General features: G+C 68.2%; 22 protein-coding genes. 17 read left to right on the top strand and 5 right to left on the bottom strand.

Annotation, left to right across the window (positions count from 1 at the left end; all coding sequences use genetic code 11):
* Positions 1–380 precede the first annotated feature (380 nt).
* The 3 genes from AC1Z3O_RS16480 (at position 381) to AC1Z3O_RS16470 (ending at position 5,114) form a co-directional block, all read left to right on the top strand.
* Complete coding sequence (locus AC1Z3O_RS16480) at positions 381–1,679, top strand: dicarboxylate/amino acid:cation symporter (RefSeq protein ID WP_483516773.1); 1,299 nt, start codon at positions 381–383, stop codon at positions 1,677–1,679.
* A 73-nt stretch (positions 1,680–1,752) separates the two neighbouring features.
* Positions 1,753–3,789: a sensor histidine kinase gene (locus AC1Z3O_RS16475; protein WP_483516772.1), complete on the top strand. Its 2,037-nt coding sequence runs from the start codon at positions 1,753–1,755 to the stop codon at positions 3,787–3,789.
* A gap of 8 nt (positions 3,790–3,797) precedes the next feature.
* On the top strand, positions 3,798–5,114 hold the full coding sequence (locus tag AC1Z3O_RS16470) for a sigma-54-dependent transcriptional regulator (RefSeq protein WP_483516771.1): 1,317 nt from the start codon (positions 3,798–3,800) through the stop codon (positions 5,112–5,114).
* A gap of 700 nt (positions 5,115–5,814) precedes the next feature.
* On the opposite strand, the gene AC1Z3O_RS16465 is transcribed toward AC1Z3O_RS16470, so the two are convergent.
* From AC1Z3O_RS16465 to AC1Z3O_RS16455, 3 genes are all read right to left on the bottom strand, one after another.
* Entirely contained in the window at positions 5,815–7,929 is a 2,115-nt protein-coding gene (locus AC1Z3O_RS16465) for an ATP-dependent helicase (protein WP_483516769.1), read from the bottom strand.
* A gap of 162 nt (positions 7,930–8,091) precedes the next feature.
* Positions 8,092–8,634: a TlpA disulfide reductase family protein gene (locus AC1Z3O_RS16460; protein WP_483517634.1), complete on the bottom strand. Its 543-nt coding sequence runs from the start codon at positions 8,632–8,634 to the stop codon at positions 8,092–8,094.
* Positions 8,635–8,829: 195 nt separating this feature from the next.
* Positions 8,830–9,375 carry a thioredoxin domain-containing protein gene (locus tag AC1Z3O_RS16455; RefSeq protein ID WP_483516767.1) on the bottom strand — a complete coding sequence of 182 codons (546 nt, stop codon included), beginning with the start codon at positions 9,373–9,375 and terminating at the stop codon, positions 8,830–8,832.
* Positions 9,376–9,493: 118 nt separating this feature from the next.
* On the opposite strand from AC1Z3O_RS16455, the gene AC1Z3O_RS16450 reads away from it, so the two are divergent.
* From AC1Z3O_RS16450 to AC1Z3O_RS16440, 3 genes are all read left to right on the top strand, one after another.
* On the top strand, positions 9,494–10,069 hold the full coding sequence (locus tag AC1Z3O_RS16450) for a hypothetical protein (RefSeq protein ID WP_483516766.1): 576 nt from the start codon (positions 9,494–9,496) through the stop codon (positions 10,067–10,069).
* Between the two features lie 74 nt (positions 10,070–10,143).
* The gene (locus AC1Z3O_RS16445) at positions 10,144–10,788 is read left to right on the top strand and encodes a LysE family transporter (RefSeq protein ID WP_483516765.1); all 645 of its coding nucleotides are present in this window, start codon (positions 10,144–10,146) and stop codon (positions 10,786–10,788) included.
* A gap of 105 nt (positions 10,789–10,893) precedes the next feature.
* Entirely contained in the window at positions 10,894–11,046 is a 153-nt protein-coding gene (locus AC1Z3O_RS16440; protein WP_483516764.1) for a hypothetical protein, read from the top strand.
* Between the two features lie 25 nt (positions 11,047–11,071).
* Here the strand turns inward: AC1Z3O_RS16440 and AC1Z3O_RS16435 are convergent, their stop codons facing one another.
* Both AC1Z3O_RS16435 and AC1Z3O_RS16430 read right to left on the bottom strand, forming a co-directional pair.
* Complete coding sequence (locus AC1Z3O_RS16435; protein ID WP_483516763.1) at positions 11,072–12,610, bottom strand: YifB family Mg chelatase-like AAA ATPase; 1,539 nt, start codon at positions 12,608–12,610, stop codon at positions 11,072–11,074.
* A 100-nt stretch (positions 12,611–12,710) separates the two neighbouring features.
* A complete protein-coding gene (locus tag AC1Z3O_RS16430; RefSeq protein ID WP_483516762.1) occupies positions 12,711–12,962 on the bottom strand; it encodes an accessory factor UbiK family protein in 252 nt (83 codons plus the stop codon).
* A gap of 413 nt (positions 12,963–13,375) precedes the next feature.
* Here AC1Z3O_RS16430 and AC1Z3O_RS16425 point away from each other — a divergent pair, with 413 nt between their 5' ends.
* From AC1Z3O_RS16425 to mnmH, 11 genes are all read left to right on the top strand, one after another.
* Complete coding sequence (locus AC1Z3O_RS16425; RefSeq protein WP_483516761.1) at positions 13,376–13,714, top strand: P-II family nitrogen regulator; 339 nt, start codon at positions 13,376–13,378, stop codon at positions 13,712–13,714.
* 34 nt (positions 13,715–13,748) lie between these two features.
* Complete coding sequence (locus AC1Z3O_RS16420) at positions 13,749–15,299, top strand: ammonium transporter (protein WP_483516760.1); 1,551 nt, start codon at positions 13,749–13,751, stop codon at positions 15,297–15,299.
* A gap of 469 nt (positions 15,300–15,768) precedes the next feature.
* A complete protein-coding gene (gene gshA / locus AC1Z3O_RS16415) occupies positions 15,769–17,064 on the top strand; it encodes a glutamate--cysteine ligase (RefSeq protein WP_483517633.1) in 1,296 nt (431 codons plus the stop codon).
* A 69-nt stretch (positions 17,065–17,133) separates the two neighbouring features.
* Complete coding sequence (gene gshB / locus AC1Z3O_RS16410) at positions 17,134–18,087, top strand: glutathione synthase (protein WP_483516759.1); 954 nt, start codon at positions 17,134–17,136, stop codon at positions 18,085–18,087.
* 58 nt (positions 18,088–18,145) lie between these two features.
* Positions 18,146–18,601, top strand: coding sequence for a PTS sugar transporter subunit IIA (locus AC1Z3O_RS16405; RefSeq protein ID WP_483516758.1), 456 nt, complete (start codon positions 18,146–18,148; stop codon positions 18,599–18,601).
* Positions 18,570–18,839 carry an HPr family phosphocarrier protein gene (locus AC1Z3O_RS16400; protein ID WP_483516757.1) on the top strand — a complete coding sequence of 90 codons (270 nt, stop codon included), beginning with the start codon at positions 18,570–18,572 and terminating at the stop codon, positions 18,837–18,839. Before AC1Z3O_RS16405 ends, AC1Z3O_RS16400 begins: the two co-directional genes overlap by 32 nt.
* A 54-nt stretch (positions 18,840–18,893) precedes the next feature.
* The gene (gene ptsP / locus AC1Z3O_RS16395) at positions 18,894–20,657 is read left to right on the top strand and encodes a phosphoenolpyruvate--protein phosphotransferase (protein WP_483516756.1); all 1,764 of its coding nucleotides are present in this window, start codon (positions 18,894–18,896) and stop codon (positions 20,655–20,657) included.
* Between the two features lie 225 nt (positions 20,658–20,882).
* Positions 20,883–21,191, top strand: a complete 309-nt coding sequence (locus AC1Z3O_RS16390; RefSeq protein WP_483516755.1) for a (2Fe-2S)-binding protein — start codon at positions 20,883–20,885, stop codon at positions 21,189–21,191.
* Between the two features lie 140 nt (positions 21,192–21,331).
* On the top strand, positions 21,332–21,811 hold the full coding sequence (gene bfr / locus AC1Z3O_RS16385; protein WP_483516754.1) for a bacterioferritin: 480 nt from the start codon (positions 21,332–21,334) through the stop codon (positions 21,809–21,811).
* 174 nt (positions 21,812–21,985) lie between these two features.
* Complete coding sequence (gene selD / locus AC1Z3O_RS16380) at positions 21,986–23,029, top strand: selenide, water dikinase SelD (protein ID WP_483516753.1); 1,044 nt, start codon at positions 21,986–21,988, stop codon at positions 23,027–23,029.
* Positions 23,029–24,126 (top strand): tRNA 2-selenouridine(34) synthase MnmH, encoded by a 1,098-nt coding sequence (gene mnmH, locus AC1Z3O_RS16375; protein ID WP_483516752.1) that lies wholly within the window; start codon positions 23,029–23,031, stop codon positions 24,124–24,126. The genes selD and mnmH overlap by 1 nt, the downstream gene beginning before the upstream one ends.

Here is a 24,126-nt window from a genome sequence, read left to right as displayed (position 1 = left end):
ATTATACGGCGTGGCGCGGGCCGCCCCGGGGCCGCGATGCGGTCTGCCGGGACGCTTGCGCACCGCATCCGGGGAACCGCCACGGCGCGGTGACGTATCGGACGCAGTGCCGATGCCGCGAGGTAGCGAAAGGGGCACTCGATGCTCACTCGATTCCGATTCGGTACTCCGAAAATCCGGATTGCGGATTTCCGGATTTCCGGAAAGTCGGAGCCCGCCTTAGGCGGAGTCTTCAAGATTTTCTTACAAATCAACGGTTTGCGCGGCAGGCGCAGGCTGGCACGCACGTTGCAATGCTTATTCCAGCAGCGCCGCAACCGCAACGGCGCGTGCGGCCGGCGCGGCCATTTCGCGCGGTCCAAAAAACCGAGGACGACATCATGAGGAAACCCTTTTACAAGATCCTGTATGTACAGGTGCTGTTCGCCATTCTGGTCGGCATCGTGCTAGGACATTTCTGGCCGCAGACCGGCATCGAGATGAAGCCGCTCGGGGACGCCTTCATCAAGCTGATCAAGATGATCATCGGGCCGATCATCTTCTGTACCGTGGTGTCGGGCATCGCCGGCATGCGCGACATGAAGAAGGTCGGCCGGGTCGGCGGCAAGGCGCTGCTGTACTTCGAGGTGATCTCCACCTTCGCGCTGCTGATCGGCCTGGGCGCCGCCCACCTGCTGCATCCGGGCTCGGGCTTCAACATCGACCCCGCCACGCTCGATACCAAGTCGATCTCGCAGTACGTGTCGAAGGCGCACGGCGCGAGCACGGTCGAGTTCCTGATGCACATCATCCCGGACACCATCTTCAGCGCCTTCGCCAACGGCGACATCCTGCAGATCCTGCTGGTCTCGCTGTTCTTCGGCTCCGCGCTGGCCGCCATGGGTGAGCGTTCGCGCATCGTGTTCGATCTGGTGGAACAGGTCTCCAAGGTCTTCTTCCACATCGTCCACGTGATCACCAAGGTCGCCCCGCTGGGCGCCTTCGGTGCGATGGCCTTCACCATCGGCAAGTACGGCCTGGGCTCGCTGGTGCCGCTGCTCAAGCTGATCGGCACCTTCTACTTCACCGCCATCATCTTCGTGCTGGTGGTGCTTGGCACCGTGGCGCGTATCACCGGCTTTTCCATCATCCGCTTCGTCGGCTACATCAAGGAAGAACTGCTGATCGTGTTGGGTACCAGCTCCTCGGAGGCGGCGCTGCCCCACCTGATGGAAAAGCTGGAAAAGCTCGGCTGCTCCAAGTCGGTGGTCGGCCTGGTGGTGCCCACCGGCTATTCCTTCAACCTGGATGGCACCAACATCTACATGACCCTGGCCGTGCTGTTCATCGCGCAGGCCACTGGCATCGACCTGACCATCACGCAACAGCTCACCATCCTGGCGGTGGCGATGATCACCTCCAAGGGCGCCAGCGGCGTGACCGGCTCGGGCTTCATCACGCTGGCCGCCACGCTGGCAGTGGTGCCCGACATCCCGGTGGCCGGCATGGTGCTGATCCTGGGCATCGACCGCTTCATGAGCGAATGCCGTGCGCTGACCAATATCATCGGCAACGGTGTGGCCACGGTGGTGGTGTCGGCCTGGGAACGCGAACTTGACCGCAAGCAGCTTGCCATCATGCTGCGCCAGGGCGGCGATGTCTCCGACGAACTCGCCGACGCGGGCCAGCAAGCCCGCTGACCCGGCCCGCGGCGGCCGTGCCGGCGGGCGCGGCCAGCGGGTATCATCGGCGCGAGAGCCTTCGCCCGCGCCAATGCCGCATTCCGACGATTTCCTTGCCGTGCACGACCCCGCCGCCGACCGCCTGGCCTCCGCGCCAGACGGCGAGGGCGGCCGCTGGCGGGGCTTTGTCGCCGCGCTGGCCGGCGGCCTGCTGCTGCTGTGCTGCGCTACCTGGCTGATTTCGGTGCAGCGCGGCATCGCCGCGCTGGAGCGCGAGACCGCCACACGCGCCGACCGCTATGCGGCCACGCTGGAATCCACGCTGGACCGCTACGAGTTCCTGCCGGCGCTGGTCTCCTTCCACCCCTTCGTTCACCAGCTGCTGCAAGCGCCCAACGATCCGGCACGGGTGGCGGCGGCCAACCGCTATCTGTTCGACGTCAACCGCAGCGCACATGCCTCGGCCACCTATGTGATCGCGGCCGACGGCCGCGCGCTGGCGGCCAGCAACTATGGCGAGCCGGGCAGCTTCGTCGGCACCGACTACCGCTTCCGCCCCTACTTTCAGGTCGCCTCGGGCGGCCGTATCGCCCGCTACTACGCCATCGGCGTGACCAGCGACGAGCCCGGCTACTACATCGCCCAGCCGGTCGAAGCGGCCGGCCGCGTGATCGGCGTGACCGTGGTCAAGCTCAACCTGGAATGGTTCCAGCGCGCCGGCGGCGACCGCGCCGAGCCGCTGATGGTCAGCGACGACCACGGCGTGATCTTTCTCTCTTCAGTGCCGGCCTGGCAGTACCGCACGCTGCGCCCCTTGTCCTCGGGGCTGCAGGCCGAACTGGCGGCCAGCCGCCAGTACCATGACCGCGACGTCAGGCCGTTGCCGATGGAGGCGCTGAGCTCGCCGGTCACGCGCTGGCTGAGCAGCACGGTGCTGGGCCCGGGCGCCAGGCTGGTGCGGGTGTCGCCGCCGGGCGGTGCGGCCGGCGGCGTGGCGGGCAGCACCGCGGAGGCGGTGCGCGCCGGCACCGAGCGCGCCGAGCGCGCCGAGCGCTACCTGGAAGTGAGCCGCAAGGTAGGGCCGGCCAACTGGACCATGCACGTGATGGCCTCGGTCGACCCGGTGCTGGCCGGCGCACGCAATGCCATGGTGGCGGCTGCGCTGGGCTACGCCTGCGTCGGCCTGCTGCTGGTCAACTGGCGCCAGCGCCGCCAGCGCGCGCGCGACATGCAGTACAGCCGCCGCCTGCTGGAAGCCGCCTACGACGAGCTGGAACGGCGTGTGGAAGCACGCACGGCCGACCTGATGGCGATCAACGAGCAGCTCGAGGGCGAGGTGGCCGAGCGCACGCGCGCCGAGAACGAGCTGCGCGCCACCCAGGACGAACTGGTCCAGGCCAGCAAGCTGGCCGCGCTGGGCCAGATGGCGGCCGGCATCACTCACGAACTGAACCAGCCGCTGGCCGCGCTGCGCACGTTCTCCGACAATACCCGCGTGCTGCTGGAGCGCGGCAAGCTCGAAGCCGCCGACGGCAACCTGGCGGCCATCGCCGACCTGACCGAGCGCATGGGCAAGATCACGGGCCAGCTCAAGCTGTTCGCCGGCAAGGCGCGCCAGCGGCGGCACGCGGTCACGCTGCAGGCTGCGCTCGACCACGTGCTGGCCTTGCTGGCGCCGCGGCTGGCCGGCGTGCGGCTTGAGTGCAGCGGCCTGGAGGACGAGCCGGGGCTCGCGGTCTGGGCCGATGAGCTCAAGCTGGAGCAGGTGCTGCTCAACCTGATCGGCAATGCGCTCGATGCCGTGGCGGCGGCCGCGCCGGCGCAGCCGCGCATTACGCTGACGGTCAGCGCCGAGGCGGACACCGTGACGGTCGCGGTGCGCGACAATGGCACCGGCATCGCGCCCGAGGCGCTGCCGCACCTGTTCGAACCTTTCTTCACCACCAAGGAGATCGGCCAAGGCCTCGGCCTGGGGCTGGCCATCTCCTCGTCCATCGTGCGCGAGTTCGGCGGCCAGTTGAGCGCGGCGAGCCCGGCGGGCGGCGGCGCCGAATTCCTGCTGGCGCTGCGCCGCGCGCCCCGGCAGCAGCCGGCCGGCGCCAGCCATATCGCCGGCGTATCCCATTGAGAATTGCCATGCAAGACGGTCTGCGAGTCCTGTTTGTCGAAGACGAGCCCCTGGTGCGCCAGGCCACGGCGCAAAGCCTGGAACTGGCCGGTTTCTCCGTGCTGGCGCTGCCCTCGGCCGAGGCGGCGATGCCGCATCTGGGGGCCGACTTTCCCGGCGTGCTGGTCACCGACGTGCGCCTGTCCGGCGCCAGCGGCCTGGACCTGCTGCACCACTGCCGCAACGCGGCGCCCGGCGTGCCGGTGATCCTGGTGACCGGCCACGGCGACATCACCATGGCGGTGCAGGCCATGCGCGAGGGCGCCTACGATTTCATCGAGAAGCCCTTCGGCGCCGACCGGCTGACCGACACCGTGCGGCGCGCGCTCGAGCGGCGCGGACTGGAGCTGGAGAACCGCGCGCTGCGCCGCGAACTGGCCGGGCCCGCGGCGGGCACCCGCATCATCGGCCGCTCGCTGGCCATCGAGCAGGTGCGCGCGCTGGTGGCCAACGTGGCCGCCACCGACGTGCCGGTGATGATCAACGGCGAGACCGGCACCGGCAAGGAGCTGGTGGCGCGCAGCCTGCACGCGCTCTCCACCCGCCACGACGGGCCTTTCATCGCGCTCAACTGCGGCGCGGTGCCCGAGGCCATCTTCGAGAGCGAGATGTTCGGCCACGAGGCCGGCGCCTTCACCGGCGCGGGCAAGCGCCGCGTCGGCAAGCTCGAGCACGCCTCGCACGGCACGCTCTTCCTCGACGAGGTGGAGAGCATGCCGCTGGCGCTGCAGGTCAAGCTGCTGCGCGTGCTGCAGGAAGGCACGCTGGAGCGGCTCGGCTCCAATGCCTCGATCCCGATCGACGTGCGCATCGTGGCCGCGGCCAAGGGCGACATGGAGGCGCTGGTCGCACAAGGCGCCTTCCGCCAGGACCTCTACTACCGGCTCAACGTGGTCACCATCCCGCTGCCGCCGCTGCGCGAGCGGCGCGAGGACATCGTGCCGCTGTTCGAGCATTTCACGCTGGTGGCCGCGGTGCGCTACCAGCGCCCCGTCCCGCTCTTGTCCGAGACGCAGCGCCAGGCGCTGATGCAGCGGCCCTGGCCGGGCAATGTGCGAGAGCTGCGCAACGCCGCCGACCGGCTGGTGCTGGGCGTGCCCGAAGGCGGCGCGGCCGCCGCCGCGGCCGACGATGGCGCGCCGTTGAAGGAACGCATGGAACACTACGAACGCGCGCTGATTGCCGACACGCTCGCACGCACCGGCGGCGCCGTCAGCCAGGCGGCCGACCTGCTGCAGGTGGGCAAGGCGACGCTGTACGAGAAGATCAAGCGGTACGGGTTGTAGAGACGCCAAAACCGATCGCCAGGCACGAGGTCTTGGCTCCCTCTCTCCTCATGGGGAGAGAGCGGGGGCGAGGGGTGGTCTAGCAAGGCACCACAAACATCGAAGCCGTCGGTGTTGTCCAGCACGCCGAGGCAAAGACGAAGCCGACAAGAAGCGCCAACACCGTCGGTCAAGCATAGTGTCTTGGCTCCCTCTCCCCTCATGGGGAGAGGGTTGGGGTGAGGGGTGGTCTAGCAAGGCACCACAAACATCGAAGCCGTCGGTGTTATCCAGCACGCCGAGGCAAAGACGAAGCCGACAAGAAGCGCCAACACGGTTGGCCAAGCACGAGGTCTTGACCCCCTCTCCCCTCATGGGGAGAGGGCCGGGGTGAGGGGTGGTCTAGCAAGGCACCACAAACATCGAAGCCGTCGGTGTTGTCCAACACGCCGTGGCCAAGACGAAGCCGACAAGATGCGCCAACACCGTCGGTCAAGCATAGTGTCTTGGCTCCCTCTCCCCTCATGGGGAGAGGGTTGGGGTGAGGGGTGGTCCAGCAAGGCGCCACAAACATCGAAGCCCTCGGTGTTATCCAGCCCGCCGAGGCAAAGGCGAAGCCCCCGGTTGTGTCCAGCACGTCGCCTTTCGCAAGCGCCCGCCCTCTCCCCCGGCCCCTCTCCCGCAAGCGGGAGAGGGGAGACAACAAGCGCCTCCCTCCCCCTCAACGCCACATCTTCCGCATCCGCGCCGCCAGGTCCACCGCCGGCAAGGTCGCCCGCGCCGGTGCCGCCTCCACCGGCGGGGGCGGCGGCCAGGCGTGGCTGTGGAAGTTGCCCATCACGCGGTTAGGCAGGAAGCGCGTGCGCGAGGCATACACGTGGCGGTCGCCGTAGCCGGGCTGCTGGTGCACGTAGAAGCGCTGCGGCACGACCACGTCGAGGTGGTCGCGCGCCCGCGTCATCGCCACATAGAGCAGGCGGCGTTCTTCCTCGATCTCTTCGGTGGTGCCGGTGGCCAGGTCCGACGGCAGGCAGCCGTCCACCGCATTGAGCAGGTAGACCGCCTTCCACTCCTGGCCCTTGGCAGAGTGGATGGTGGACAGGATCAGGTAGTCCTCGTCGCGCAGCGGCACGCCGGACTCGTCGCTGGAGGCATCGGGCGGGTCCAGCGTCAGCTCGGTCAGGAAGCGCTCGCGCGAGGCATAGGTGGCGGCGATGCGCTCCAGTTGCTGCAGGTCGGCCTGGCGCGCGGCGGCATCATCGTGCATGCGTTCCAGGTGGGGCTGGTACCAGGCCACCACCTGTTCGAACTCCGCGGGCCAGGCCGAGGCCGGTGCCAGCAGCGCGCGCGCCAGTGCCAGCAGGTCTTCCCAGGCGGGCGCGGCAGCGGGCGGCGGCGCAAAGGACTCCAGCGCGAAGAGCGGCTCGGTGGCGATCGCGATGGCATCGAGCGCGCGCCCGGCGGTCTTGGGGCCGAAGCCGGGCAGCAGCTGCAGCGCGCGAAAGCCGGCGATGCGGTCGCGCGGATTCTGCAGCCAGCGCAGCACGGCCAGCACGTCCTTGACGTGGCCCGACTCCAGGAACTTGAGCCCCCCGAACTTCACGAAGGGAATATTGCGCCGGGTCAGCTCGATCTCCAGCTGGGCGCTGTGGTCGGCCGCGCGGAACAGCACTGCCTGCGAGAGCAGCGCCAGGCCTGCCTCGCGCCGCGCCAGCACCTGCTCGACCACATAGCGGGCCTGCTCGGCCTCGTCGGCCACCACCACCACGCCCGGCTTTTCGGCCGAGGCGCGTTCCGACCACAGTTCCTTGCTGTAGCGCTCGGCGGCCTGGGCGATCACGGCATTGGCCGCGGCCAGGATGGGCTGGGTGGAGCGGTAGTTGCGCTCCAGCGTGACGCGCGCTGCGGGCGGGGTGAAGCGGTCGGGAAAGTCGAGGATGTTGCGCACGGTGGCGCCGCGGAAGGCGTAGATCGACTGCGCATCGTCGCCGACCACGGTCAGGCCGCGCCCGTCCGGCTTGAGCGCCAGCAGGACGGCGGCCTGCAGCGCGTTGGTGTCCTGGTACTCGTCGACCAGCACATGGTCGAAGCGCGCGCCCATGTCGGCCGCCAGCGCCGGTTCGGCGAGCGCCTGCGCCCAGTAGAGCAGCAGGTCGTCGTAGTCGAGTACCTGCTGTTCCTGCTTGGCGTCGACGTAGGCCGCGAACAGCTTGCGCAAGGCGTCTTCCCACATCGCATAGCGCGGGAACTGGCGCTTGAGCACCTCGTCCAGCGGCGCCTGCGTGTTGACCACGCGCGAGTAGATGGCCAGGCAGGTCTCCTTGCGCGGGAAGCGCGTGCCCTGCTCGGACAGGCCGAGGTCGTGGCGCACCATGTGCATCAGGTCGGCGGCGTCGCCGCGGTCGCTGATGGTGAAGGCCGGCGAGAGGCCGAGCGTTTCGGCGTACTCGCGCAGCAGGCGCGCGCCGATGGCGTGGAAGGTGCCCGCCCACTGCAGCGCCGCGCGGCCGGCACCGCTGCCGCCTACCGCGCGGTCGACGATGCGCTCCACGCGCCGGCCCATCTCGGCGGCGGCGCGGCGCGAGAAGGTCAGCAGCAGGATGCGGCGCGGATCGGCACCGGACAGCACCAGGTGGGCGACGCGGTGCGCCAGCGTGTTGGTCTTGCCCGAGCCGGCGCCGGCGATGATCAGCAGCGGCCGCGCGCCATCGTGCTCGGCCGCGGCGCGTTGTTCGGGGTTCAGGCCCGCCAGGTGGGCGGGCGGCGCGGGGCGCGCGTCGGCGGCGGGTGTGGCGGACGAGGCGGCTGGGAGGTCGAGTTCCGGAGACACGGGCATGGTGAAGGCGGGCTGGCGCTAACTGTATATCCATACAGCATGCGCGCGCAAGCCGGCCCGCCAGGATCCGCCCGGCATGCGGCGCCGACGCCGCCGCGCCGTGGCGCGGCAACAAAAAAGCCGCCCGGGTGGGCGGCTTGCGTGGGCTGGTCGGAGAGCCGCTCAGGCGGACTTGGCCAGCGCGCCGTCCAGCAGCTTGTGCAGCGCATCCCACTCGGGCTCGCCCACATAGCGCTTCAGGATGCGGCCATCCTTGTCGACGACGAAGGTGGTCGGGGTCAGCTGCACGTCGCCGAAGGCCTTGGCGGCGGTGCCGTTGGAATCCATCGCTACCTTGAAGGGGAGCTGGCGGGTTTGCGCATAGTTCATCACGTACATCGGTGGGTCATAGCTCATCGCCACGGCGACGAATTCCAGGCCCTTGTCCTTGAACTGCTGGTAGGTCCGCACCATGTCGGGCATTTCCTTGACGCAGGTGGCGCAACTGGTGGCCCAGAAGTTGATCAAGTAGACCTTGCCCTTGAGGTCGGCGGTGCTGACTTTCTCGCCGGACAGCAGCGTGAAGGTGGCCGCCGGCACGGTATTGGCGGGCGCGATGGCGCGGTAGCCGAACCAGCCCAGCAGGGCCAGCACCAGCAGGGTGGCAATCAGCGGCCAGCGCTTGCGCGCGGCGGGCGAGGCGGCAGGAGAGGCAGGCATCGTCATGGTCGTGCGGTACATCGGAATGTGGGGGGCCGGGGCGCGCGGGCGGTGCCGCCGGCCTCGATCAACAGACATTCTAATGCCTTGCGCCCGCGACTGCCGGTGAGCGCCGGCAGGGGGGCGGTCCTGCGGCAATCTGACACAGGACCTGCGCGGACTGTCCGGCTGCGCCGGGAAGGCGCGGCTACCTCGGCGCGGCTACCGCGGTGCGGCCAGCGCGGCACGTGCCTCGTCCAGCCGCTGATCCAGGTAGGCGCCGTAGAAATCGGCCTGCATGCCGCGCAAGGGCGGCGCGGCGTCGTGCCCCCGTGCGTCGAGGAACAGCACCGTGGGGGCGAATGCCTGCCCGCGCGCGCGGGCCCAGGCGCGCGCGGTGGTCTGCTTGCCGTCGGCGCCACGCAGCGGCGTGTCGGCGGCAATGTCCAACTCGCGCGCGGTGATCTGGCCGGCGGCCGCCATCGGGCCCAGGTAATTTCGCCGCACGGCCTCGCAATAGCTGCAGTCCGGCAGCGACAGCAGCAGCACCAGCGGCTGGCCGCGTCGGCCGGCTTCCCGGCCGTGCTCGCCCAGGTCGGTGGCGGCGGGCAGCGGGGTGGCCGCCATGGCCGCCATGGACGTGACTGCCGCGCAGGCAGCCAGCGCCAGGCTTGCCAGCGGGGCCAGCCACCGGCGCAGCGCCGATCGCCGGCGCAAGTGCAGCGAGGGGCGGGCGGCGCGGAGAGAAATTGGAGCAGCGGCTGGCATGGGCAGGCCTGGGTCGGGTTGCGCGCGATGGCAGGCAATCCCGGATAATAGCCGCTTGCGCCGCCCCGCGTAGCGCCAGCGGCCATCCACCCAACCCCGACTCCGCCACCCTGCCAAGATGCCCCGCCCTCGCCGAAACGCCTACCTGCCGCTGGCCGCGCTGGTGCTTTTCATTGCAGCCTGTTCGCCGCGCTACGACTGGCGCACGGTACTGTCGAATGAAGGCGGCTACGCCGCGCTCTACCCGGGCAAGCCCAGTGTCGCCGCCCGCGAGGTGGCCATCGCGGGCCGCCACCTGCCGATGACGATGGAGGCAGCGCGGGTGGACGACACGCTGTTCGCCGTGGGGGTGCTGACCTTGCCGGACGACGACGCCGCCCAGCGCAGCGAGGCGCTCGCCGCCATGCAGGCGGGCCTGCTTGCCAATCTGGGCGTGCATTCCGGCGAGGCGCCGCGTGCCCGCCGGGTCAAGGTGATGTCGGCGGCCCAGCCGCCGGTGGCGCTGGAAGGCGTGGAACTGGAGGTTGCGGCAGTGTCGCCGCAGGACCAATCGCCGCGGCGCTTGACCGCGCGCCTGGTCGCCTCGGGCAGGCACGTCTACCAGGCGGTGGTGCTGGAGGCGGGCGATGCCGCGCGCGACCGGCGCCAGTCCGAGCAGGTGGCCCAATTCCTCGATGGCTTCCATCCGTTCTGAGCGCGGCACCGTGCGCGGGCGTGGAAGCCTGAGAACCGATCATTGAGATCATTGAACAAGCAAGGAGCAATGCAATGCGTGTGGAAATCTGGCTGGCATATTTCGCGGCCTGCTGGCTGATCGCCCTGTCACCGGGCTCCGGGGCGGTGCTGTCGATGAGCCACGGCCTTTCCTATGGCCTGCGCAAGACCAGCACGACCATCTTCGGCCTGCAGGCGGGGCTGGTGATCATCCTGCTGGTGGCCGGCGGCGGGCTGGGGGCGCTGCTGATCGCCTCCGAGCATGCCTTCGCCGTGGTCAAGACCGTTGGTGCGCTGTACCTGATCTACCTGGGCATCCAGCAATGGCGTGCCAAGGTGGATGCCGCGCCGGAAGAGGGCGAGGGCCGGGCGCGCGCCGCCGTGATGAGCCCGCGCCGGCGTTTCGCCACCGGCCTGCTGACCAATGTGACCAACCCGAAGGGCATCATCTTCATGGTCGCGGTCTTGCCGCAGTTCATCGATCCGACCCACGCGCTGGCGCCACAGCTGGCAGTCCTGGCCGTCACCATGTGCGCGGTCGACCTGATCGTGATGCATGGCTATGCCCTGCTGGCGTCGCGCATGCAAGGGCTGTTCCGTAATGTCCGCGCGGTGCGCTGGCAAAACCGCTTCTTCGGCAGCGTGCTGATGGCGGTCGGCGCGGCGCTGTTCTTCGTGCGGCGCCATCCTGCCAGCTGAGCGCCATCCAGCGCCACCCGAGGCGGGGCCGGGCCTGGCGCAGACTGGCGGGCCACGGCCGGGTTTGCTTCAATGAACGGGTCAGCTTCCTTCCGGAGAGTCCAGATGTCCCGCTTCCCGCTGCCGCGCGTCAGGCCGGTCCATACCGTGCCGCCGATCGAGGATCCGCCTCCGCCCGGCATCCCGCCCGATCTGCCGCCGATCGAGGAGCCTCCGTCGCCGCCCGTGGAGCCGCCGGAGGCGGCGCCCGCCGCCTGACGGGCCCGGGCAACCGCCAGCCCGTTCAGGACGAACGCAAGACCCGCCGGTACTGGATGGCCTCGGCCACGTGCGGGGTTTCCAGGACATCGGCGCCGTCCAGATCCGCGATGGTGCGGGCGATCTTGAGCGCCCGGAAGTAGGCGCGCGCCGACCAGCCCAGCCCGGCCATGGCCTCGCGCAGCAAGGACTGCGCGGCCGGCGCCAGCGGGCAATGGTCGTCGGTGTCGCCGGGCGCCAGTTCGCTATTGGGTTTGCCCTGGCGCGCCAACTGGCGGGCGCGAGCCTGCAACACGCGGGCGCGCACCGCTTCGGTCGATTCGCCGGGCGGGCCGTCCAGCACCTCCTGCTGTTCTTGCGCCGGCACCTCGATCTGCAGGTCGATGCGGTCCAGCAGCGGCCCGGACAGGCGGGACTGGTAGCGCAGCACCTGGTCGGGCGTGCAGCGGCAAGGGCGGCGGGGGTGGCCCAGATAGCCGCAGGGGCAGGGATTCATCGCGGCGACGAACTGGAAGCGCGCGGGGAAGTCCGCCTGATGGGCGGCGCGCGAAATGGTGATGCGGCCGGATTCCAGTGGCTCGCGCAGTACCTCCAGCACCTTGCGCTCGAATTCGGGCAATTCGTCCAGGAACAGCACGCCATGGTGGGCCAGCGAGATCTCGCCGGGACGCGGCGTGCCGCCGCCACCGACCAGCGCCGCGGGCGAGGCCGTGTGGTGCGGCGCGCGGAAGGGGCGCTGGCCCCAGCGCGCAGGCTGGAAGCCGCCGGAGGTCAGGCTCAGCACCGCTGCGGATTCCAGTGCCTCGGCCAGCGTCATGGGCGGCAGCAGGCCTGGGAAGCGCTGCGCCAGCATCGACTTGCCGGTGCCGGGCGGGCCGACCAGTAGTGCCGAATGCTGCCCGGCCGCGGCCACCTCCATGGCGCGGCGCGCCTGCGCCTGTCCGCGGACCTCGCACATATCGGCCTGTGTGGCCGGCTGCGCAGGGAGCGCCAGCGGTGCCGCCGCAGCGAGCCGCTCCTGTCCGGCGGGCCGCAGGTGGGCGCAGACCGCCAGCAGGGTGCGTGCCGGGAGGACCGTCAGGTCCGAGATCAGCGCTGCCTCGGGGCCGTTTTCCGCCGCCACCACGAAGGCTCGCGGCGGTGCGCCTTCGGCCTGCCGGGCACGGTTGTCGTGCGCCAATCCCATGGCCATCGCGAGTGCGCCGCGCACTGGGCGCAATTCTCCTGACAGCGACAGCTCGCCGGCGAATTCCAGGCCATCCAGTCCTTGCAGCGGAACCTGACCGCTGGCGGCCAGGATGCCCAGGGCGATGGGCAGGTCGAAGCGGCCCGATTCCTTGGGCAGGTCGGCCGGGGCCAGGTTGACGGTGATGCGGCGGTTGGGGAACTCGAAGCCGCTATTGAGGATGGCGGCGCGCACGCGTTCGCGGCTCTCGCGCACCTCGGTCTCGGCCAGCCCCACGATGTTGAACGCGGGCAGGCCGTTGGCCAGGTGGGTCTCCACCGACACCGAGCGCGCCTCGATGCCGGTCAGCGCGCGGCTGCGAAGCAGGGCCAGTCCCATGTCACCGATCTGTTAACGAAAATGGCCGCCGGCGGGCGGCGGCCATTGTGTGGGCCAGGGGCAGGGCGCAGACCGGCGGCCGCCTGGGTCCCGGCATGGGTCAGGTGTCGCTGGTGTTGCCGGCGCGCCGTTCGAGTTCGGCCACGCGGGCTTCCAGCTCTTCCAGGCGTGCGCGCGTGCGCGCCAGCACCTGCGACTGCACATCGAATTCTTCGCGCGTGACCAGGTCGAGCTTGGCAAAGCCCTGGGTCATCATGCTTCGCACGTTTTTTTCGATGTCCTTGGCCGGGGAATTGCGCAGGGCCTCGGTGACCTTGCTCTGCAGGTCGTTGAAGAGATCGGTCGGTTTCATGGTGGTACTCCTTTTCGCACATTCGCACCGCGATGGTGCGCAATTGCCGGTGGTGCGTCTGGCACCCTTGCACGGCCCTGCACCTGCTTGGGGCGAAGGGGGCAATGCCGCACACGCGACGCCGAACACCGGCTTGCCCGGATTATGACGCCTGCGCCGCCGGCATGAAAGCACCGGCGCGTCGCAGGATACATCTTTTAACCCGATTTCCGCGCCGGCACGCCCGAATAGCGGGTTTTGGCCGTCAGCCGGCCACCACATGCACCGGATGCGGGCCTTGCCCGAGGCTCGCCACTCGCAGCCTGGCACGGCAGTTGCGGTAGTTCTGGCGCAGGTATCCGACATCCAAGAACGACACCGTCCCGAGTCTGAGCCGAAGGAGAGCTTCCCGGGCCGCTCCAAGGAGTGAACAAATGAAACTCATCATAGCCATCATCAAGCCGTTCAAGCTCGACGAGGTCCGCGAGACGCTCTCGGACGTGGGCGTGTCCGGCATCACTGTCACCGAGGTCAAGGGCTTCGGCCGCCAGAAGGGCCATACCGAGCTGTACCGGGGGGCGGAGTACATCGTCGATTTCCTGCCCAAGGTCAAGATCGAGGTGGCCGTGCCCGACGAGGTGGTCGAGCGCGCCATCGAGGCCATCGAGAAGGCGGCGCGCACGGGCAAGATCGGGGATGGCAAGATCTTCGTCGCGCCGATCGAGCAGGTCATCCGCATCCGCACCGGCGAGACCGGCGTCGATGCACTGTGACGAACCAACAGCTCCAAGACAAGAGGGTATGCACATGAAAACCTGGTTCAAGCGAATCCTGTCGGCCGGCGCCCTGACGCTCGCCGTCGGCGCGGCAAGTTTCAGCCTCTCGACCCATGCCGTGGCGCAGGACAAGCCGGCGGCCGAAGCGTCCGCCGCCACCGCCGAGGCATCAGCGCACGCTGCTGCGGCCACGGCAGCCGCGCCGGCCACGCCGGCAGCCGCAGCCCCGGCGGCGGCTCCCGCCACGCCTGCTGCAGCGGCCGCCGCCCCTACGCCCAACAAGGGTGACACGGCCTGGCTGCTGGTCTGCACGGCCTTCGTCATCCTGATGACGCTGCCCGGCCTGGCGCTGTTCTACGGCGGCCTGGTGCGGTCGAAGAATATGCTGTCGGTGCTGATGCAGTGCCTGGTGATCTTCTCGCTGATATCGCTGCTGTGGGCCATCTACGGCTACAGCTTCGCCTTCACCGAGGGCAATGCCTTCTTCGGCGGCACCGAGCGGCTGTTCATGAGGGGCCTGACAGTGGACGCGGTGGCAGCCACCTTCAGCAAGGGCGTGGTCGTGCCGGAACTGGTCTACTTCGCCTTCCAGCTGGCGTTCGCGGCGATCACCTGCGCGCTGATCATCGGCGCCTTCGCCGAGCGCGCGAAGTTCTCGGCGGTGCTGGTCTTCGTGGTGCTGTGGTTCACCTTCTCCTACCTGCCGATCGCGCACATGGTGTGGTTCTGGCCGGGGCCTGACGCCTACACCGACGCGGCTGCCGGCGCGGCTGCCACGGCCAAGGGCGGCTGGCTGTTCCAGAAGGGCGCGCTCGACTATGCCGGCGGCACGGTGGTGCACATCAATGCTGCGGTGGCGGGCCTGGTCGGTGCCTTCCTGTTCGGCAAGCGCATCGGCTTCGGCCGCGAGGCGATCCGTCCGCACAGCCTGACCTTCACCATGGTGGGTGCCTCGCTGCTGTGGTTCGGCTGGTTCGGCTTCAACGCCGGCTCGGGCCTGGAAGCCAACGGCGCTGCCGGCCTGGCCTTCGTCAATACGCTGCTGGCCACAGCCGCCGCCGTGCTGTCCTGGACCTTCGGCGAGTGGATCAGCAAGGGCAAGCCCTCCATGCTGGGCGGCGCCTCGGGCGCGGTGGCCGGTCTGGTGGCCATCACGCCGGCCGCCGGCTTCGTCGGTCCGATGGGCGCGATCGCGATGGGCCTGATCGCCGGCTTGCTGTGCCTGTGGGGCGTGACCGGCCTGAAGCGGATGCTGGGCATGGATGACTCGCTCGACGTGTTCGGCGTGCACGGCGTGGGCGGCATCCTGGGTGCGCTGCTGACCGGTGTGTTCACCGCGCCGAGCCTGGGCGGCACCGGCGTCTACGACTATGTGGCCAACAAGGTCGCCGACGACTACTCGATCGCCGGCCAGCTGTGGATTCAGTTCCAAGGCGTGCTGACCACCATCGTCTGGTCTGCCACGGTCGCCTTCATTGCCTACAAGCTGGTGGATATGCTGATCGGCCTGCGGGTGCCGGAAGAAGAGGAGCGCGAGGGCCTGGACATCACCTCGCACGGTGAAACCGCGTATGAAGTCTGATACGAAGCCTGAGCGCAAAGGGCTCGTGCCGGAGAACTGATGGGGCATCGTCTCTCAGGGGGTTTGCCCGGCGCTTGCGCGGGGTCTTTTCCCTTGTCGGCCTCGCCGCAGCAGCATCTCCGGCAACTACTCGCCAGCCGCTTAAATCCGATCTTAAAAAGCTTCAATTGTATTTAGGGGGGCATACAAATACAGTGCCAGTGAGGCAGTTTCCTCCACCTGCAGAACGCTCCCCGTATCTGTCAGGCTATTCGAAGCGCGGCATCATGCTGCGCTTTTTTTTTGCTTCCGCCTGCGGCAAGTCGCCGGCGCCATCTGCTGCGAGCGGGGTCTTTACTTCCGGCCGGCCGCCCCCATCTTGACTTCCCTTATGCTCGGTGGCGCATATCCTTATCAGGTGCGTCCCTGCAGCCAATTGGCCGTTCCTCTACAATCGGGGCGAACGATAAAGACGATCAATAGGATGGATATGGTCCCGCATCTCATTACCGCGCTGAACGGTCCGCTGCTCGAACTGGAGAAAAAGATCCTGGATGCCACTCCGTCCATCGAGCGCTGGTTCAGGCTGGAGTGGCAGGAGCATACGCCGCCGTTCTACTGTTCGGTGGACCTGCGCAACGCCGGCTTCAAGCTGGCGCCGGTGGACACCAACCTGTTCCCGGGCGGCTTCAACAACCTGGCGCCGGAAATGCTGCCGCTGGCGGTGCAGGCGGCGATGGCGGCGATCGAGAAGATCTGCCCGGATGCCAAGAATCTGCTGCTGATCCCCGAGCGCCACACCCGCAACATGTTCTACCTGCAGAACGTGGCGCGCCTGTCGCTGATCATGCGCCAGGCGGGGCTGAACGTGCGCCTGGGCTCCCTGTCCGAGGAAATCACCGAGCCGACCCCGATCGAGCTGCCGGACGGACAGAGCCTGGTGGTGGAGCCGCTGGCACGCCTCGGGGCCAAGGGCCGCCGGCTGGGGCTGAAGGACTTCGACCCCTGCTCGATCCTGCTCAACAATGACCTGTCGGCCGGCATTCCACCGATCCTGGAGAACATCAACGAGCAGTACCTGCTGCCGCCGCTGCACGCGGGCTGGTCGACTCGCCGCAAGACCAGCCACTTTGCCGCCTACGACGAGGTGGCCAAGAAGTTCGCCAAGCTGATCGACATCGACCAGTGGATGGTCAATCCCTACTTCGCACGCTGCTCGGGCATCAATTTCCACGAGCGCGTGGGCGAGGAAGAACTGGCCGACACGGTCGAGGCCGTGCTCAAGAAGATCGCCAAGAAGTACCGCGAGTACGGCATCAAGGAGACCCCCTATGTGGTGGTCAAGGCTGATGCCGGTACCTATGGCATGGGCATCATGACGGTGCGCGATCCTGCCGAGGTCAAGGGCCTCAATCGCAAGGAACGCAACAAGATGAGCGTCGTCAAGGAAGGCCTGGAGGTCAACGACGTCATCGTGCAGGAAGGCGTGCATACCTTCGAGAAGATCAACGAGGCCGTCGCCGAGCCGGTGGTCTACATGATCGACCGCTATGTGGTGGGCGGCTTCTACCGGGTGCACACGGGCCGCGGCAACGACGAGAACCTGAATGCGCCTGGCATGCACTTCGTGCCGCTCGCCTTTGCCGCCAACGGCATCCCGGACACGCATGCCAAGCCCGGCGCCGCCGTGCCCAACCGCTTCTACATGTATGGCGTGGTGGCGCGGCTGGCCCTGCTGGCGGCCTCGGTGGAGCTGGAAAAGACCGATCCCAACCCGATCCTCTGACATCCGCCGCACCCGGCGCGCTTAAGCGGCGCCCCGGGTGGCACCTCAACCCAGAAACCGGGCAGCAAGATGCGCATTCTTTTCATTACCGATCCGCTGGAGACCTTCAAGACTTACAAGGACTCCACCTACGCCATGATGACCGAGGCGGCGGCGCGCGGGCACGAACTGTTCTTTTGCCTGCAGTCGCAGATATCGCTGGTGAACCAGCGCGTCGAGGCGCTGGTGCGCCCGCTGTCGCTGCGCGGCGACGGCCATGACTGGTACGAGGTGGGGGATCCGGCCGCGCAGGCGCTGGCCGAATTCGACGCCGTGCTGATGCGCAAGGATCCGCCCTTCGACATGGAGTACGTGACCAGCACCTGGCTGCTCGAACTGGCCGAGGCGCAGGGCGCGCGGGTGTTCAACAAGCCGCGCGCGATCCGTGACCATTCCGAGAAGGTGTCGATCGGCGAATTCCCGCAGTTCACCGCGCCTACGCTGGTGTCGCGCGACATGGCACGCATCCGTGCCTTCCATGCCGAGCATCGCGACATCGTCATCAAGCCGCTGGACGGCATGGGCGGCATGGGCGTGTTCCGCGTCGGCGCGGACGGCATGAACCTGGGTGCCGTCGTCGAGACCCTGGGCGACAACGGTGCGCGCACGCTGATGGCGCAGCGCTACATCCCCGAGATCAAGGAAGGCGACAAGCGCATCCTGCTGATCGGTGGCGAGCCGGTCCCCTACGCGCTGGCGCGCGTGCCGATGGCCGGCGAGGTACGCGGCAACCTGGCCGTCGGCGGCATGGGCCGGGCCCAGCCGCTGTCGGCGCGCGACCGTGCCATCGCCGAGGCCTTGGCGCCGCGGCTGTGGGAGCGGGGCCTGTTGCTGGTCGGGCTCGACGTGATCGGCGACTACCTGACCGAAATAAATGTGACGAGTCCGACCTGTTTCCAGGAGATCACCCAGCAGACGGGCTTCCACGTGGCCGCCATGTTCATCGACGCGCTCGAGCGCGCCGTGGCGTCGACGCCGCGCTGAGGGCCGCCCGCGCCGGGGTGCCTGCTACAATCGGGGGCAGTCCAAAGGATTTTCCACCATGGCAGGCATTCTGATCATCGCGCACGCGCCGCTGGCTTCCGCGCTGCGCGACTGCGCGGCCCACGTCTACTGTGGCCAGCCGCAGCGGCTCGAGGCGATCGACGTCGTTCCCGACGCCGATCCCGCCGTGGTGCTGGCCGAAGCAAAGCGGCGCCTGGCCGCCGTGTGCGAAGACAACGGCGCGCTGGTGCTGACCGATATCTTCGGCGCCACCCCTGCCAATATCGCCGCGCGCCTGGCCGATCCGGGCCACGTCAAGGTGCTGGCCGGCGTCAACCTTCCCATGCTGGTACGGGCCATCTGCTACCGCAGCGAAAAACTTGACCAGCTCGCCGCCAAGGCGCTGGCTGGCGGCTCGCAGGGCGTACTGCAGGTCGGCAGCACCACCGTCCAGAACCAAATCGCCAATCATCCCGACAAATATGCTGCAGAGGGACATCACCATCATCAATAAGCTCGGGCTGCACGCCCGCGCCTCCGCCAAGCTGACGCAGCTGGCCGGCAACTTCGTCAGCCAGATCAAGATGTCGCGCAACGGCCGCCAGGTCGACGCGAAGAGCATCATGGGCGTGATGATGCTGGCGGCGGGCATCGGCTCCACGGTCACCATCGAAATCGAGGGTCCCGACGAGCAGGAGGCCATGGATGCCCTGGTCACGCTGATCGGCAACCGCTTCGGCGAAGGCGAGTGAGGCCGGCGGCCTCGCGGATTCATTCTTAACCAACGTTCCAAGACGGAGCGGCACATGTCATTTGCCCTGCACGGCATCCCGGTCTCGCGCGGCATCGCCATCGGCCGTGCACACCTGCTCGCGCCGGCGGCGCTTGACGTGTCGCACTACCTGGTCGACGAAGACCAGCTCGAGGCGGAAGTCGAGCGCCTGCGCGCCGCCCGCGCCACGGTGCGCACGGAGCTGGCCGTGCTCAAGCGCGACCTGCCGCGCGACGCACCCGAGGAGATGGGCGCCTTCCTCGATGTGCACGCGATGATCCTCGACGACGCGATGCTGGCGCAGGAGCCGGAAACGCTGATCCGCACGCGCCGCTACAACGCGGAGTGGGCGCTGACCACGCGGCTCGAGGAACTGCTGCGGCAGTTCGATGAGATCGAGGACGAATACCTGCGCGAGCGCAAGGCCGACCTGCAGCAGGTGGTGGAGCGCATCCTGAAGGTATTGGCGGGCGCGCCGTTGCTGGTTCCCGCGCCGGCCCCCGCGCCTGCGCTGGCCGCCGATGGCGTGCAAGCCCCGGGCGTGATCGTGGTGGCGCACGATATCTCCCCGGCCGACATGCTGCAGTTCCGGCATACGGCCTTCCACGGCTTCGTCACCGACCTGGGCGGGCGCACCTCGCACACCGCCATCGTGGCCCGCAGCCTCGACATCCCGGCGGCGGTGGGCGTGGCGAGCGCCAGCGAACTGATCCGCCAGGAGGACTGGATCATCATCGACGGCGATGCCGGGCTGGTGATCGTCGATCCCTCGGCCATCATCCTGGAGGAGTACCGGCACCGCCAGAGCGAGCGCGTGCTGGAGAAGAAGCGCCTGCAGCGGCTGCGGCACACACCTGCTGTCACCCTGGACGGCCAGGAAGTCGACCTGCTGGCCAATATCGAGATGGCCGAGGATGCCGGCGCGGCGCTGGCCGCCGGCGCGGTGGGTGTCGGCCTGTTCCGCTCGGAGTTTCTCTTCATGAACCGCCGCGGCGAACTGCCCGGCGAGGAGGAGCAGTTCCAGGCCTACCGCGGCGCGGTCGAGGCCATGCATGGCCTGCCCGTGACGATCCGTACCATCGACATCGGCGCCGACAAGCCGCTGGATGGCCGCGACGAGTTCGAGACCGCGCTCAACCCGGCGCTGGGCCTGCGCGCGATCCGCTGGTCCCTGTCGGAGCCGGCCATGTTCCTGACGCAGCTGCGCGCGCTGCTGCGCGCCTCGGCCTTCGGGCCGGTGCGGCTGCTGATCCCGATGCTGGCGCATGCGCGCGAGATCGACCAGACGCTGGACCTGATTGCCCAGGCCAAGCGCCAGCTCGACTCTCGGGGCCTGCCTTTCGACCCCAACCTGAAGATCGGGGCCATGATCGAGATCCCGGCGGCGGTCCTGATGCTGCCGCTGTTCCTCAAGCGCATGGATTTCCTTTCGATCGGCACCAACGACCTGATCCAGTACACGCTGGCGATCGATCGTGCCGACAACGCGGTGGCCCACCTCTACGATCCATTGCATCCGGCCGTGCTGCAGCTCATTGCGCGCACCATCCGCGAGGCCAACGAGGCCGGCGTGCCGGTGGCCGTGTGCGGCGAAATGGCCGGCGATCCGGCCATGACCCGCTTGCTGCTGGGCATGGGCCTGCGCGAGTTCTCGATGCATCCGACCCAGCTGCTGCGCGTCAAGCAGGAAGTGCTGCACGCCGACTGCGGCCGGCTCACGCGGCAGGTCGACCAGCTGCTGGAAGCCTACGATCCGCAGGAACAGGCGGCCGTCCTGCGCCAGCTTAATCAACCCTGATAGCACTGCGGGTATTGCATCGGAAACAGGCCGCTATGTGCGGCCTTTTCTTCGCATTCCGCCCGTGATGTGCATGCCGCGACGCTCGCGCGGGCGGCCTTTGCGGCGCTTCTCAGATGCGCGTCGCAAGTGCCTTAATGGGAATTGTTATCATTTCTGATCTCTGTTAAGCTGGCGCTCATTGGGGTGACATGCCAGTGTCACCACCGCCCCAGGGAGGGAATTGTGTACGTCTGCATCTGCAACCAGGTCACGGATCGCGAGATCCACGGTGCCGCCCAGCTGGGCGTGGCCACGCTGGATGAATTGGCGGAAACGCTGGGTGTCGGCACCTGCTGCGGCCGTTGCCGCGAGTGCGCGCACCAGGTGCTGTGCGAAGGCGTCGCCGCCCTCGATGCGGTGAAGTCCACTACCGCCACTGCCGTCATCCAGGTCGCTGAAATTTCCTCCTGTTCGCGGTCGGGGTCGCGTGCCATAATGGACACTCGGGATCCGGCAGTCGCGAACGACCGGCGCTCTGCGCTGGTTGCCTGAACTCACGCGCGGTCATTGTGCCGCGCGTTCTCGTACATTCGGTACGTCCACACGTTCGGCACGTTCATCTTTCATGACTGCATGCGGCGCTTCGGCGCCGCATCGCGCTTTCGCGGGGCCCGGTGCAACAGGAGCCGCTAATGAAAGGTGATAAGAAGGTCATCCAATACCTGAATGCGCAGCTCAAGAACGAGCTGACTGCGATCAACCAGTATTTCCTCCACGCCCGCATGTACCGTCACTGGGGCCTGAAGAAGCTTGGCGACGTGGAATACAAGGAATCGATCGGCGAAATGAAGCACGCCGATCGCCTGATCGACCGCATCCTGATGCTGGACGGATTGCCCAATCTGCAGGATCTCCACAAGCTGCTGCTCGGCGAGAACACGCCGGAGATGCTCAAGTGCGACCTGAAGCTGGAGCAGAGCGCCCACGCGACCGTCAAGGAAGCCATTGGCTACTGCGAGTCCGTCGGCGACTACGTGAGCCGTGAAATCTTCGTGGACATCCAGCAAGACACCGAAGAACATATCGATTATCTGGAGACGCAACTCGACCTGATCGACAAGGTTGGCCTGCAGAACTATCTGCAATCGCAGATGGAGCCGGGCGAGCACTGATTCGCCCAGGCCGGGCCACCGGTCCGCCGCCGCGCGTTGCGCTGGCGGCAGCGCCCGTTGCGGCGCATCGGCGCCGCGTTCGCGGCGCTTGTCTTTTCGCCGTAAGGGTTCTCGTTCCCATTCTGACTTTCTTTCATCCCGCGTTTATTCCCCCGTTGCCGCCAGGAGCCTTCCATGGGTGATGCCATTCGTTTGACGCAGTACAGCCACGGTGCCGGCTGTGGCTGCAAGATTTCCCCCAAGGTGCTTGATGTGATTCTCGCCGGCAGCGGCGCCCAGCATGCCGATCCACGCCTGTGGGTGGGCAATGCTTCGCGCGACGACGCCGCCGTTTACGCGCTCGACGGACCCGACGGCGAGCGCGGCGTGGTGTCGACCACCGATTTCTTCATGCCCATCGTCGACGATCCGTTCGACTTCGGCCGCATCGCCGCCACCAATGCCATCAGTGACATCTACGCGATGGGTGCCGATCCGCTGATGGCCATCGCCATCCTCGGCTGGCCGGTCAACGTGCTGCCGCCCGAGGTGGCGCGCGAGGTCGTGGCGGGCGGGCGCAAGGCCTGCGACGATGCCGGCATCCCGCTCGCTGGCGGGCATTCGATCGACGCACCCGAGCCCATCTTCGGGCTGGCCGTCACCGGCGTGCTGGAGCGCGCCAACATGAAGCGCAACGACACGGGCGTCGCCGGCTGCCGGCTGTATCTGACCAAGCCGCTCGGCATCGGCGTGCTGACCACCGCGGAGAAGAAGGGCGTACTGCGCCCGCAGGACGTGAACCTCGCGCGCGACTGGATGTGCGTGCTCAACCGTCCCGGCAGCCGTTTCGGCCGCTTGCCCGGTGTGCGCGCGATGACTGACGTGACCGGCTTCGGCCTGCTCGGCCACCTGGTCGAGATGGCCGATGGCAGCAGCCTGACCGCGCAGCTGGACTTCGCTGCGGTGCCGGTGCTGCCGGAAGTGGCGCGCTATGTCGAGGCCGGCTGCGTGCCGGGCGGCACGCAGCGCAACTTCGACAGCTACGGGCACCGCATCGGCGCGCTCGATCCCGCGCAGCGCGCCATCCTGTGCGATCCGCAGACCAGCGGTGGCCTGCTGGTGGCCGTGGAGCCCGCCGGCGAGGCGGCCTTCCACGCCGTCTGCGCCGAGCTCGGGCTGGCGCTTGCCCCGATCGGCGAGCTGGTGGCGCGCGGCGAGCATGCGGTCGAGGTGCGTTGATGCGTGAGAACAGCGCCGACTATCGCCGCCTGCTGTTGGGCGGCGTGCCGCTGATGGACGTCCGCGCGCCCGGAGAATTCGCGCGCGGCGCCTTTCCCGGCGCGGTCAACCTGCCGCTGATGGACGACGAGGAGCGCCACCAGGTAGGGCTGTGTTACCACCAGCAGGGCCAGGATGCCGCGATCGTCCTCGGCCACCGCCTGGTGTCGGGCGAGCACAAGGCGGCGCGCATCGCCGCCTGGGCCAATCATGTGCAGGCCCATCCGGACGGGTTCCTGTATTGCTTCCGGGGCGGCCTGCGCTCGCAGATCGTGCAGCAATGGCTGCGCGAGGAAGCCGGCATCGACTATCCGCGCGTCGTCGGCGGCTACAAGGCGATGCGCACCTTCCTGATCGAAGCGACCGAGGGCGCAATCAACGGCGACCTGCTGATGCTGGGCGGGCTGACCGGCAGCGGCAAGACCGATGTCGTCGCCGACGTCGGTGCCGCCATTGACCTGGAAGGACTGGCGCGGCACCGCGGCTCGGCCTTCGGCCGGCGTGCCCAGCCCCAGCCTGGCCAGATCGATTTTGAGAACAGCCTGGCCATCGAACTGCTCAGGCAGCGCGAGGCCGGCTGGCGGGCGGTGGTGCTGGAGGACGAGAGCCGCTTCATCGGCAGCCGTGCGCTGCCGCTGCCGCTCTATGAGCGCATGCAGCGCAGCCCGCTGGTCTGGCTGGAGGAAACGTTCGAGGAGCGCGTGCAGCGCGTGCTGCGCGACTATGTGCAGGGACTGTGCGCCGACTTCGTCGTCGAGCTGGGGCCGGAGGCCGGTTTCGCGGCCTATGCCGCGCGCCTGCGCGAGGCCATGGCCGGCATTGCCAGGCGGCTCGGCGGGATGCGCTATGAGCGCCTGTCGGCCCTGCTGGAGCAGGCGCTGGTACACCAGGCCGGCACGGGCGAGGTGGACCTGCACCGCGGCTGGATCACGGTGCTGCTGCAGGAGTACTACGATCCGATGTACGCCTACCAGCGCGAGGCACGCGAGGCCCGCATCGTGTTTCGCGGCGACCGCACCGCCGTGACCGCTTATCTCCTGGAGCACAGCGGCCGCTAG

The sequence above is a fragment of the Cupriavidus sp. 09_S30 genome (assembly GCF_056930435.1).
Note: the sequence above shows the minus strand (reverse complement) of the source record. Positions and strands in the feature narration are given on the sequence as shown.